General features: G+C 75.1%; 12 protein-coding genes. 3 read left to right on the top strand and 9 right to left on the bottom strand.

Annotated elements, in window-relative coordinates; translation table 11 throughout:
• The first annotated feature begins 2 nt into the window (after positions 1-2).
• Positions 3-1112 (top strand): sensor histidine kinase, encoded by a 1110-nt coding sequence (locus FLW16_RS09375; protein WP_142559606.1) that lies wholly within the window; start codon positions 3-5, stop codon positions 1110-1112.
• Positions 1112-1708: a response regulator transcription factor gene (locus tag FLW16_RS09380; protein WP_142559607.1), complete on the top strand. Its 597-nt coding sequence runs from the start codon at positions 1112-1114 to the stop codon at positions 1706-1708. Before FLW16_RS09375 ends, FLW16_RS09380 begins: the two co-directional genes overlap by 1 nt.
• Here FLW16_RS09380 and FLW16_RS09385 read toward each other — a convergent pair.
• Together FLW16_RS09385 and FLW16_RS09390 are read right to left on the bottom strand one after the other, a co-directional pair.
• Positions 1705-2154: a hypothetical protein gene (locus tag FLW16_RS09385; protein WP_142559608.1), complete on the bottom strand. Its 450-nt coding sequence runs from the start codon at positions 2152-2154 to the stop codon at positions 1705-1707. The two genes, FLW16_RS09380 and FLW16_RS09385, sit on opposite strands and share 4 nt — an antisense overlap.
• Positions 2151-2384 (bottom strand): hypothetical protein, encoded by a 234-nt coding sequence (locus tag FLW16_RS09390; RefSeq protein ID WP_142559609.1) that lies wholly within the window; start codon positions 2382-2384, stop codon positions 2151-2153. The genes FLW16_RS09385 and FLW16_RS09390 overlap by 4 nt, the downstream gene beginning before the upstream one ends.
• Before the next feature lie 102 nt (positions 2385-2486).
• Between FLW16_RS09390 and FLW16_RS09395 the strand changes: the two genes are divergently transcribed.
• Positions 2487-3236: an SDR family oxidoreductase gene (locus FLW16_RS09395; RefSeq protein WP_142559610.1), complete on the top strand. Its 750-nt coding sequence runs from the start codon at positions 2487-2489 to the stop codon at positions 3234-3236.
• Between the two features lie 3 nt (positions 3237-3239).
• Here the strand turns inward: FLW16_RS09395 and hpnH are convergent, their stop codons facing one another.
• The 7 genes from hpnH to FLW16_RS09430 form a co-directional block, all read right to left on the bottom strand.
• On the bottom strand, positions 3240-4244 hold the full coding sequence (hpnH, locus tag FLW16_RS09400) for an adenosyl-hopene transferase HpnH (protein ID WP_142559611.1): 1005 nt from the start codon (positions 4242-4244) through the stop codon (positions 3240-3242).
• On the bottom strand, positions 4244-5782 hold the full coding sequence (ispH, locus tag FLW16_RS09405) for a 4-hydroxy-3-methylbut-2-enyl diphosphate reductase (protein WP_142559612.1): 1539 nt from the start codon (positions 5780-5782) through the stop codon (positions 4244-4246). Before ispH ends, hpnH begins: the two co-directional genes overlap by 1 nt.
• Positions 5779-7701 carry a squalene--hopene cyclase gene (gene shc / locus FLW16_RS09410; RefSeq protein WP_142559613.1) on the bottom strand — a complete coding sequence of 641 codons (1923 nt, stop codon included), beginning with the start codon at positions 7699-7701 and terminating at the stop codon, positions 5779-5781. Before shc ends, ispH begins: the two co-directional genes overlap by 4 nt.
• The gene (gene hpnE / locus FLW16_RS09415; protein WP_142559614.1) at positions 7698-9086 is read right to left on the bottom strand and encodes a hydroxysqualene dehydroxylase HpnE; all 1389 of its coding nucleotides are present in this window, start codon (positions 9084-9086) and stop codon (positions 7698-7700) included. Before hpnE ends, shc begins: the two co-directional genes overlap by 4 nt.
• Entirely contained in the window at positions 9083-10081 is a 999-nt protein-coding gene (locus FLW16_RS09420; RefSeq protein WP_260615102.1) for a squalene/phytoene synthase family protein, read from the bottom strand. Before FLW16_RS09420 ends, hpnE begins: the two co-directional genes overlap by 4 nt.
• Positions 10056-10907 carry a squalene synthase HpnC gene (gene hpnC, locus FLW16_RS09425; RefSeq protein WP_142559615.1) on the bottom strand — a complete coding sequence of 284 codons (852 nt, stop codon included), beginning with the start codon at positions 10905-10907 and terminating at the stop codon, positions 10056-10058. The genes FLW16_RS09420 and hpnC overlap by 26 nt, the downstream gene beginning before the upstream one ends.
• 172 nt (positions 10908-11079) lie before the next feature.
• Positions 11080-11862, bottom strand: coding sequence for a polysaccharide deacetylase family protein (locus FLW16_RS09430; RefSeq protein ID WP_142559616.1), 783 nt, complete (start codon positions 11860-11862; stop codon positions 11080-11082).
• Positions 11863-11904 lie beyond the last annotated feature (42 nt).

The following is an 11904-nucleotide window of genomic DNA, read 5'->3' on the forward strand; positions in this document are numbered from 1 at the left end:
CGGTGAATGTCTGGGAGGCGCGCTGGTTGCGCGCCTTCCACATGTTGTACTACGCCTGCCTGGCGCTCGGGCTGATCCTCTCGTCCGGCGAGGGCACGGGCGAGGGCACGGGCGAGCACACGGCTCCTGGCCCGCTGACGCTGGGAATCGCCGCGCTCATGGCCGGCTGGCACGGCTTCTTCGTCGCACGGCGGCCGCATCTGCTCGGGCGGGCGAACCCGATGGCGTTCCACCTGGCGGTCGTCTGCGCGCTCTACATCGCGCTGGTGATGCGGGACCGGTCCTTCGACGTGGTCGTCTTCGGGCTGATGCCCCAGCCGTATCTGCTGCTGCCGCGCCCCTGGTCCTATGTGGGGGCGGTGGCGACGGTCCTCAGCACGTTCGCCGCCAGAGGCTATCTGGACGATCCCAACGCCCTGTGGCGGCTCGTCGGGAGTTCCGGCCTCGTCGTGGCGATCGGACTGTTCGTGGACTACGTGTCACGGCAGAGCGCGCAGAACCGGACGGTCGGGGTGCTGGAGGAGCGGGCGCGGCTGGCCAGGGAGATCCACGACACCCTCGCGCAGGGGTTGAGCGGGATCGTCACCCAGCTGGAGGCGGCCGAGCAGGCGATGCCCGACCTGAGCGCCGTACAGAAGAGGATCGCGCTGGCCAAGGAGCTGGCGCGCGACAACCTGCAGGAGGCGCGGCGCTCGGTCGACGCGCTGCGGCCGGGTCCTCTCGCCGGCGCGGGTCTCGGGGCGGCGCTCGCGGAGGTGGCCGCCCGGTGGTCGCGGACGTCGGGGGTGGCGGCGACCGTGTCGGTGGAGGGGACGCCCCGGCCGCTGTCCGGTGAGGTGGGAACGACGCTGCTGCGGGCGGCGCAGGAAGGGCTGTCGAACGTGGCCAAGCACGCCGGGGCGGGCAGGGTCGCGATCACGCTGACCTACATGGACGACGAGGTGACGCTCGACGTGTTCGACGACGGGGCGGGTTTCGATCCGGACGTGCGCGGTGCGGGTTACGGGCTGGCGGCCATGCGGGAGCGGGCCGGCGGCGTCGGGGGAACGCTGACCGTGGAGTCGGCTCCGGGAGAGGGGACGGCGCTGTGCCTGCGGATCCCCTCAAATTGATGATCGTCGACGACCATCCGGTGGTCCGCGACGGACTGCGCGGCATGTTCGACCACGTGGCGGACATCGAGGTGGTGGCGGAGGCGTCCGACGGGTTCGAGGCGCTGGCGATGGCCAGGAGGGCGCGGCCGCATGTGGTGCTGATGGACCTTCGCATGCCCGGCCTGGACGGCGTCGGGGCGATCCAGCGGCTCCGGGCCGACCACCCGGAGATCAAGGTGGTCGTGCTGACCACGTACGACACGGATGCGGACGTGGCGCGGGCCATGGCCGCCGGGGTGGCGGGCTACCTGCTGAAGGACGCGCCACGCGAGGAACTGCACAGAGCGGTCCGTACGGCCGCCGCCGGCGGAGCGGTCCTGGCGCCGTCGGTCGCGTCCGCTCTGATGAGCAGGCCCACGGCCCAGGAGCCGAGCCCGCGCGAGCTGGAGGTGCTCCGCCTGGTGGCGCGGGGCTCGGCGAACAAGGAGATCGCCAGGACCCTGCTGATCAGCGAGACGACGGTGAAGACGCATCTCAAGCACGTCTTCGCCAAGCTCGGTGTCGACAGCAGGGCCGCGGCCGTCGTCGTGGCCATGGAGCGAGGGCTCATCTAAGGAAGGATCTCCAGGCGGACGTCGAGGCCCTCGTACAGGTAGGGGGTCGCGGTGATGATCCGCCAGTTGCGGCGGGTGGCGTGCACGGCCGCGTGGGCGGCCACCAGGACGTCGGGCAGGAGCGCGTCGGCGGCGGACGGCCGGTGGCGCCGCAGGCTCGTCATGATCGCCTGCGCGTACGGCCCGCCTTCGACGGCGTCGTCGGGGGAGAGCGCGCCGGTGACCACCATCGACATGCGCAGGAAGCGTTCGAGCCGGGGCTGGATGGGGCCCAGCGACAGCACCTGGACGGCGAGCGCGGGGACGAGGAGGGTGACGCCGTGGGCCGAGGACTGCCGCACGACGGCCCTGCCGTACATGCTCTTGCCCTCGATCAGGTGGACGACGGCGTCGAGGTCCAGCACGTGGCCGGACAGGACGCCGGCCGGTGGGACGGGGTCGGTCACGCGGCGTCCGCCTTGGCGTCGCCGGTCATAAGGCGCGCCGCGCGGGCGCTGTCGTCATCGGTGATCCCGTCCTGCCAGCCCGGCCCCCATAAATCGGCCATGATGGCCAGGTCGCCCTGGATGCGCCGCCGCTCCCGCAGCGCCGCGGCGATGTACGCCGAGGCGTTGCCGGACGCCTGCGCCTCGTCGGCGAGTTCGTCCGGCAAGGAGATCGTAATCTTCTTGGTCATACTCAGGAGGTTACCCAGTCATACCGTCGGCGGTCCACCGGTTCGCGGAAACCACTTCGCGGCAGACCACGGGGTACAACCCGGGGCGAGGGGGTGGGGCCCATGCGGCTCGCGGGGGCGCGGGTGCTCGTCACGGGGGCGTCGTCGGGCATCGGCGCGGCCACGGCGCTGGAGCTGTCGGCGCGCGGCGCGCGGCTGGTGCTGTCCGGGCGAGACCAGGAGGCGCTCGCAGGCGTCGCCGCCAGGACCGGCGGACAGGTCGTGCCCGCCGACCTGTCCGACCCCTCGGCCGACCTCGCCGTACGCGCCGGGCGGGTGGACATGCTGGTGGCGTGCGCGGGCGAGGGCTGGAGCGGGCCGCTCGTGCGGATGTCCGGCGGCACGGCCGAACGCATGATCGCGGTCAACCTGACGGCGCACGTGCAGCTCACCCGGCTGCTGCTGCCCGGGATGCTGGAGCGTGGCCGGGGTCACCTCGTCTACGTCGCGTCGATCGCCGGCGTGGTGGGCGTGCGGGAGGAGGCGGTGTACGCCGCGACCAAGGCGGGCCTGCTGGCCTTCGCCGAGAGCCTGCGGTACGAGCTGCGCGCCGTCAAGGAAAACGGGGTCGGCGTGACGGCCGTGGTGCCCGGGGTGGTCGACACGCCGTTCTTCGCCCGGCGCGGCAGGCCGTACACGCGCCGCAGACCGGCGCCCGTCCCGCCGGAGCGGGTGGCCCGGGCCATCGCGGTCGCCGTCGAGCGCGACCGCGCCGAGGTGTACGTCCCGGCCTGGCTGCGGCTGCCCGCCCGCCTGCACGGGGCCGCGCCCGGTGCGTTCCGCGTCCTCGCCCGCCGCTTCGGCCGGCCCTGAGACTCAGGTGCCGCGCAGCGCGCGCAGGGACTCGCGCAGCGAGCCGAGGGTGGCGAAGACCGCCGTCGGCTCGTAGCCGCAGTGCGCCATGCAGTTGGCGCAGCGCGGGTCCCGCCCCCGGCCGTAGGAGCTCCAGTCGGTCTCCTCGACCAGCTCCCGGTAGGTCTGCGCGTACCCGTCGGCCATCAGGTAGCAGGGCCGCTGCCAGCCGAACACCGAGTAGGACGGGATCGCCCAGGCCGTGCAGGGGAAGTCGGTCTTCCCCTCCAGGAAGTCGAGGAACAGCGGCGAGTGGTTGAACCGCCAGCGCTTGCGGTTGCCGCCCGCGAACGCGGCGCGGAACAGCTCCCGCGTCTGCCGCACCCCCAGGAAGCAGTCCTGGTCGGGCGCCTTCTCGTACGCGTACCCCGGCGAGATCATCATCTGGTCGACGCACAGGTCGTCGTTGAGGAAGTCGAGCACCTCGATCACGGTGCGCGGGCTGTCCCCGGCGAAGAACGTGGTGTTGGTGGTGACGCGGAAGCCGCGCCGCCGGCACTCGCGCACCGCCGCGACCGCCTCGTCGAACACGCCCTCCTTGCACACCGACGCGTCGTGCCGCTCGCGCAGGCCGTCGATGTGGACCGCCCAGGCGAAGTACGGCGACGGCGCGAACCGGTCGATCTTGCGCGGGATCAGCAGCGCGTTGGTGCACAGGAAGACGTACTTCCTGCGCGCCACCAGCTCCTCGACCATCTCCCCGATCTGGGGGTGCATGAGCGGTTCCCCGCCGGCGATCGACACCATCGGGGCGCCGCACTCCTCGACGGCGGCCACCGCCTGCTCGACCGGCATGCGCTGCTTCAGCACGCCGGCCGGGTGCTGGATCTTCCCGCAGCCCGCGCACTTCAGGTTGCACGCGAACAACGGCTCAAGCTCGACCAGCAGCGGGAACCTCTCCCGCCGGCGCAGCCGCTGGGCCAGGATGTACGCGCCGACGCGCAGACTCTGGCGTACGGGCATCGGCATCAGGGCCGCACCTCCTTCGGCAACGTGAACTCGACGTTCTCCTCGGTCACCCGCCGTTCCTCCACCTCCAGCGGGCCGAGCCCGCCGAGGGCGGCCACGACGGCGGCCACCATCGCGCCGGGGGTGGACGCCCCGGCGGTCAGTCCGACCGTCCGCGCTCCCCGCAGCCAGTCGAGCGCGACGTCGCCGGGGCCGTCGACCAGGCGGGCGAGCGGGGCGCCGTCGTGATCGGAGCGGGCGGCGACCTCGGTGAGGCGCAGGGCGTTGGAGGAGTTGGCCGAGCCGACGACCAGCACCAGGTCGGCCTCCGCGGCGACGGCCCGCACCGCGTGCTGCCGGTTGGTCGTCGCGTAGCAGATGTCGTCGCCGCGCGGGCCCTCGGCGTCCGGGAAGCGCCGCCGTATCGCCGCCGCGACCCGCCCGGCCTCGTCGGCCGCCAGCGTGGTCTGGGTCAGGTAGGCGACCCCGCGCCCCCGCGGCACGTTCTCCACCACGTCCGCCACCCCGGCCTCGTCCTCGACCAGCACGCCCGCGCCGGGCACCTCCCCGAGCACGCCCTCGACCTCCTCGTGCCCGGCGTGGCCGATCAGCACGACGAGGTCGCCCCGCGCGGCGAACCTGCGGGCCTCCGCGTGGACCTTCGCGACCAGCGGGCACGTCGCGTCGACGACGCGCAGCCCGCGCCGCCGCGCCTCCTCCCGCACGGCGGGCGCGACCCCGTGCGCGGAGAAGACCGTGAGCGCGCCCTCCGGCACCTCGGCCAGGTCGTCGACGAACACCGCGCCGCGCCGCTCCAGGTCGCGTACGACGTGGATGTTGTGCACGATCTGCTTGCGCACGTACACGGGCGCGCCGAACCGGTCCAGCGCGCGCTCCACGATCTCGATGGCCCGATCGACCCCGGCGCAGAACGAGCGGGGCGAGGCCAGCAGGACCCGCCGCGGGCCCGTGGCCGCCGCCCACCGCGCCAGCACCGGGCCTATCCGGGCGAGCGTGCGCCGCGCGGCGACCGCGCCGCCCATCGTGGCGAGGTTCAGCAGGGGCGCGTCGGGGGTGTCCACGATGACCCGCACGGCCGCGAACGGCCGGGCTCCCGCGGCCTCGGCCAGCGGCGCGCTCTCCATGTCGACGGCGTACGCGCCCTCGCGGGCCGGCGCGTGGCGGCCGCGGCCCGTGACGACGCGAGGGGAGGTGACGAGCGGGCCCAAGCGGGCCGGCAGTCCGGCGCGGACCAGTTCTCCGGCGAGCAGCGGGGCCGACGGGCACGGCCAGACCCGGTCGCCGGAGCGGACCTCGGTGGCGACGAGCACGTCCCCGGGGCGCAGCCCGTCGTGGAGGGCCCCGCCGAACCCGGTGACGGCGAGGGCGGCGGCGGGCGGGAGCAGGGCCGCCGCGCGCGCCGCCCGGTCGGGCCCCATCCCGATCCGCACGACCCGGACACGCGGATGGCCGCTCCCGAGATCCGGCCGAGTCCGCAGGCCGCGGGCGACGGCCCGGGCCTCCATCCCCAGCGCGGTGCACACGATCAGATCGGTCATGGCGTCGCCTCCGGTCCGGCCGTCTCGTGCAGGCGCAGGTAGCGGCCGAGCGCGCTGAGCGGGAAGACGAGGCGGTAGAGGTGGTAGTTGATGAAGAAGTCGCCGGGGAAGCCCGTCCCGGTGTAGTGCGGCTCGTCCCAGGTGCCGTCGGGGCGCTGGCTGTCGGCCAGCCAGGCCACCCCCCTGTCCACCGACGGTCCTCGCTCCCCGGCCGCGAGCAGGCCGATGAGGGCCCAGGCCGTCTGCGAGGCGGTCGGCTCGCCCCGCCCGATCCAGGCGGGGTCGCGGTAGGAGCGCATGTCCTCGCCCCAGCCGCCGCAGGGATGCTGGTGCGCCTCCAGCCACGCCACGGCCCGCCGTACGCAGGGGGCTCCCGGCCGCACCCCGGCCGCCGCGAGGGCGGGCAGCACCGCCCCGGTGCCGTACACGTGGTTGGCCCCCCACCGGCCGAACCACGAGCCGTCGGGCTCCTGCGCCCGCAGCAGCCACACCACGGCCCGCCGTACGGCGGGGGAGCGGGCCATGCCCTCGACGGCGAGCGCCTCGACCACGTGCGCGGTCACGTCGGCCGACGGCGGGGCGATGACCGCGCCGAAGTCGCAGAACGGCAGCCGCAGGCACAGCTCGCGGGTGTTGTCGGCGTCGAAGGCGGCGAAACCGCCGTCGCGGGAGGCCATCCCGGCCATCCACCGCAGCCCTCGCTCCAGCGCAGGCCGGGCTTCGGGCCGGCCCAACCGGCGCAGCGCGAGGATCACCTCGGCCGTGTCGTCGACGTCGGGATAGCCGTCGTTGTCGAACTCGAACGCCCAGCCGCCCGGCGCGAGACCGGGGCGCCGCACCATCCAGTCGCCCGGTCCCCGGATCTCCTCGCGCAGCAGCCACTCACCCGCCCGCGCCAGGGCGGCATGGTCGCGGGGCAGTCCGGCGTCCAGGAGGGCGGTCATCGCGAGCGCGGTGTCCCAGACCGGCGACTGGCACGCCTCCAGCCTGCGCGTGCCGTCCTCCCTGATGGTGAACCTGTCCAGTCCGGCCAGGCCGGCGCGCATGACGGGATGGCCGATGCCGTACCCGGTCAGGTGCAACGCGATCAGCGAGTAGACCCAGGGGGGCTGGATGCCGCCCCACGAGCCGTCGGCCTCCTGCCGGGCCACGACCCACTCGGCGGCCCGCCTCAGCGCGGCGCGGCGCAGCCCGGCGACCGGCCGCCGTTCGTAGCGGTGCAGGGCGCGGTCGAGGGCCGCGAACGCCGCGTCCCAGCCGGTGCGCGGCGCCCGCCGCGCGGGCCTTCCTGTGCGCAGTTCGGGCAGGCCGAACGGCAGGGGCCGGACCGGCCGGTGCGCGGTCACGATCGTGAGCGGGACGATCGTCTGCCGCGCCCAGCAGGCCCAGTCGTACACGTTCAGCGGGCACCACGGCGGCAGGAACATGATCTCCGGTGGGATGACCGGCAGGTCCTCCCACCGCCACTGGCCGAACAGGGCGAGCCAGATGCGGGTGAAGACCCGGGCCGACTCGATGCCGCCGGCCCCGCGCACGTAGGCCGCCGCGGCGCGCATGTGCGGAGCCGAGGGCGGGTCGCCCGCGAGCCGCAGCGCGGCGTACGCCTCGATCGTCGTGGACAGGTCGGCGGGCCCGTCGTGGAAGTTGGCCCACGTGCCGTCCGGGCGTTGCTGGGACCTGATCCACCGGGCTGCCTCGGCGGTCTCCTCCTCGGTACGCACGCCCAGGAACTCGCGCAGCAGGAGGTCCTCGGCGTCCATGGTCACGTTGGTCTGCAGTTCGCCCTTCCACCACCCCTCGGGCGCCTGCAGGCCGAGCAGGTGGTCGCGGGCCGCCTTCAGGGCGGTCGCGGCGCGGGCGGCGCTGGTGGCGACCCCAGTGGTGACGCCGGTGGTGACGCCGGTGGTGACGCCGGTCACCGCGCCTGCTCCCGTTCGAGATGCCGCCTGGCGAGGCGGGCCGCCTGGAGTCCGCTGCGCACGGCTCCCTCCATGGTGTCGGGCCAGCCCGTGTCGGTCCACGCGCCGGCGAGGAACAGCCCGGGCCACCGGGTGGCCGCGCCGGGACGCAACCCCCCGCTGCCCGGGACCTGCCGGAAGGTCGCCCGCCGTTCCCTGGTGATGAACAGGTCCACGACCCGTGCCGCCCGCGCGGCCGGGAGCAGCCGCTCCAGCTCGGGCAGGAACACCTCCCGCAGCACGGCCGTGGGCACGTCGATCCAGTGCCGCGCCGCCGACACCGAGACCGTCAGGTACTGGCCCCGGGTGAGTCCGCCAGAGGCGGTCCTGTCGAAGATCCACTGAACCGGCGAGCCGACGACGGCGGCGAACGGCAGCCGGGTGACGGGCCGGTCGTAGACGACGTGCACGTTGACGATCGGGCTCGCGCCGAGGCCCGCCCAGGCGTCCCGGTCCGGCGCGGCCTCCGCCGGCACGAGCCGCGCGGCCTGGCCGTGCGGGGTGGCGACGACGACGGCCGACGCGCCGACCCGCGCGCCGCCCACGAGGATCGAAGGCCCGCTCAGGCCCGGCAGACACGGCAGCACCCTGTCGACCTTCGCCGCCAGCCGCACCTCGCCGCCCAGCCGGGCGATCGCGGAAAGCGCGGCGCCGCCGTGCAGGTCGCCGAGCGGGACGGACGGCACGCCGATGTCGGCGGCGTCGGCGCGGCCGAGCAGGGCCGTCCTGAAGACCATCGCCGCCGGCCCCAGCGCCGCCTCGTCGGACGGGATGTTGAGCGCGGCCACCGCGAACAGGTCCCACAGCGCCCGCCGCACGGCCTCCCGCTGGCCGTTTTCCGCCAGCCAGCCGCCGAGCGCGGCCCGGTCGAGGGCGGGCTCCGCCGGGTCGAGCCCGCGCAGCGCGAGCGCGCCGCGCACCGCGCGCAGCCGGTCGGCGGGGGACAGCAGGCGATAGCCCGCGAGCGCGGGCAGCAGGTGGAACGGCCCGGGCAGCGCGGCCCGGCGCAGCCGTCCCCGCCCGCCGTGCGGGGTGAGCACGCACACGTCGAAGCGTTCCTGCAGGCGCACCCGCCCGGTGCCGCCGAGCCGGTCCAGCAGCCCCCGGTAGGCCGTGCAGCAGCGCAGGAAGACGTGCTGCCCGTTGTCGGCCGTCAGGCCGCCGCGGGCGAAGGAGTGGGTGGCCCCGCCGAGCCGGGGCCTGGCCTCGTACAGGGTCACCGGCCACCCGGCCTCCGCGAGCGCGAGGGCCGCGGTGATGCCGGCGAGGCCGCCGCCCACCACGGCCACGGGCGGGACCGTCGCGCCCTCTCCGACGCTCCGCGTGCCGTTCGTCCGGCCGTTCATCTGGCCGCTCCCATGATCGCCCGCGCCGCCACCGTCGCCTTCGCCCACGGCGTGAGCGACACGCGCTCGGCCAGCGCCCGGCCGGGGTCGGCGGCGATGCGGGCGAGCAGTCGGCGGTAGATGCCCGCCATCGCCGCGGTGCAGGCCGCGCTGCGCCGGTCGAGCAGCGGGATCAGGCTCACCCCCTCGGCGTACCAGCCGAGCGCCCGCCCGGCCTCGTACCGGATGAGCCGCGCCAGCCGCTCCGGCGGGTCGGTGAACGCCCCCGACGCGTCCAGATCGAGCGTGCAGCCGAACCTGCGCAGGTCGTCGGCGGGCAGGTACACGCGGCCCGCGCACCGGTCCTCGCGCAGGTCCCTGAGCACGTTGGTGAGCTGGAGCGCCACCCCCAGGGAGTCCGCGAGCCGCGCCGCCCGCCGCAGCGCCCCGTCATCGCGCGCCGCCTCGTCGGCGAGGCCGAACACGCCCAGCGACAGCCGCCCGATCGACCCGGCGACCTCCCGGCAGTAGCCGACCAGGTCCTCGTAGGACTGGTAGCGCGCGCCCGCGACGTCGGCGGCGCACCCGTCGATGAGCTCCTCGAACGCGTCCAGCGGGACGGGGAAACGCGTGGCGGTGTCGCGCAGGGCCACGAGGACGGGGTCGGCGGGATTCGGCCGCGGAGCACGCAGTCCCGCCCGCGCCTCCTCCAGGGCCGACAGGCGCGCGTCCACCGGCCCGGCCGCGTCGCCGATGTCGTCGATCCGCCGGGCGAAGGCGTAGAGCGCGCTGAGGGCACGGCGCTTGGGCGGGGCGAGCAGGCGGATGCCGTAGGCGAAGTTGCGGGCCCGGGTGCGGACGATCCGCTCGCAGTACCGGTAGGCCACGGGCACCGGCACGGATATGGGCGTGACGGGGCGCAGCGCGGGGCCGGGCGTGTCGTCGCCCATGCGAAGCGGGGCGGGGCCGGGCGGGCGATCGGGAACGGGATCAGGAATCGCGCCGGGAACCGTCACCGTTCACCTCCTTCAGCACGCGCACCCACTCGCTCAGCACCGCGCGGCGGCGCGCGCGGACCGCCCCGCCGAGGACGTCGTGCCGGCCTCGCTCCAGCGCCGCGAGCGCCGCCCGGCCGCCCGCGACGTACCCGGCGACCGCCGTACGCGCGAACCCGCTCAGCGTCTCCAGCAGCGGCATTCCCTCGTCCAGCAGGGTGGCGGCGCGACGGGCCTGCAGCGCGACGGCCCGGCGCAGCCGCGGCGAGGTGCGCGGCCCGTCCAGGTCGGACTCACGGCAGCCGAATCTGCGCAGGTCCTCGGCGGGGAGGTAGACGCGGCCGCGGGCGTGGTCCTCGCCCACGTCCTGACAGTGCTCGATCACCTGCAGCGCCGAGCAGATGCGGTCCGACAGCCGCGCCCGCTCCGGGGTGGCCACGCCGAAGACGTGCAGGACGATCCGGCCGACCGGGTTGGCGGACAGCTCGCAGTAGGCCAGCAACTGCCCGAAGGTGTCGTAGCGCCGCACCACCTGGTCGCGCCGGTTGGCCTCCACGAGGTGGAGGAAGGGCGTCCTCGGCACGCCCCGCCCGGTCACCAGCGGCGCCAGCGCGCGTACGGCGGGCAGCCGCGGGCTCCCCCCGGCGTACAGGCGGCCGAGATCGGCCTCCACCGCGTCGAGCAGGGCGGGCCGCTCCGCCGGGTCCGCCTCGTCGCCGACGTCGTCCACGTAGCGGGCGAAGCAGTACACCGCCATCAGGTCGAGGCGGTACGCGCGCGGAAGCAGGCGGGAGGCCACCGGGAAGTTCTCCCGGCGCGCGGCGTCGCGAACGTCCGCTGCGGACATGCCTGAAGAATCTCCACCGCAATTCACCACAAAACCCGACAGGCCTGGCAGGCGCTTTTACGTGGGCAACCCCACGGGAAAAGCGGCGTACGCGGCCGGGCGATGTCAGGAAAAAACCGCAAAAACGTGGTCGAGAATGACGCCGAGAGCGAGTGGCCCTTTTCCCGGGTTTTTATGCTTCCGGCCGCAGGTAAAAGCTTGCCGGGACAGGGAGCCGGTGGGGCCGCGCGCCGCCGGGTACACCCACGCCGTGGGCGCCGAGCGGTCCGACACGGAGCCCCGCGGCGCGGCAGCGGCCGACCACGCCGGCGAGCGCGCCCAGCGCCGCACGCCAGGAACCCGGGGCGGAGGTGTGGTCGCAGTCGTGCAGCAGCAGCGTCGCCCCGCCGCGCAGGCCGGGCTCCAGGGTGCGCAGCACCGAGCCGGGCGTGGCCCGTTCCGTCCAGTCCTCGCCCCAGGCCGTCCACAGCACCGGCCGCAGGCCGTGCCATCGGGCCGCGAGCAGCGCCTCTGCGCTCAGCACGCCGTACGGCGGGCGATACCACGAGGGGCGTGCGCCGGTGACGGCGGCGACGAGGCGCGCGGCCCTGCCCATCTCCGCCGCGACCCTGCCCGGCCGGGTGAGCAGGGCGTTGTCGTGCCGCCAGCCGTGCACGGCGACCTCGTGTCCGGCCCGCGCGATGCTCCGCCCGACCTCGGGGTGGCGGTCGAGCATCTCGCCGAGGAGGAAGAAGGTCGCCCGGCACCCGAGCCGGTCCAGTTCGTCGAGGAACCGCGGGGTCGACCGCGGGTCGGGCCCGTCGTCGAAGGTCAGCGCCACGTGCCCGGGATCGCCCTCGCCCGCGAGGGACGGCAGCAGGCGGCGGACCGGAGGCAGCCAGGTGGCCCCCGGCCCGGCATGCACCAGAGCGGCCAGCAGGGCCGGCCCGGCGACGACGAGCGCGTGAGGTCTCATCGCGTTCCAGTGTCCGCCACGCCGCCCCCCGCCCGGGAAGGA

The organism is Microbispora sp. KK1-11 (genome assembly GCF_006874435.1).
GTDB classification, from domain to species: domain Bacteria; phylum Actinomycetota; class Actinomycetes; order Streptosporangiales; family Streptosporangiaceae; genus Microbispora; species Microbispora catharanthi.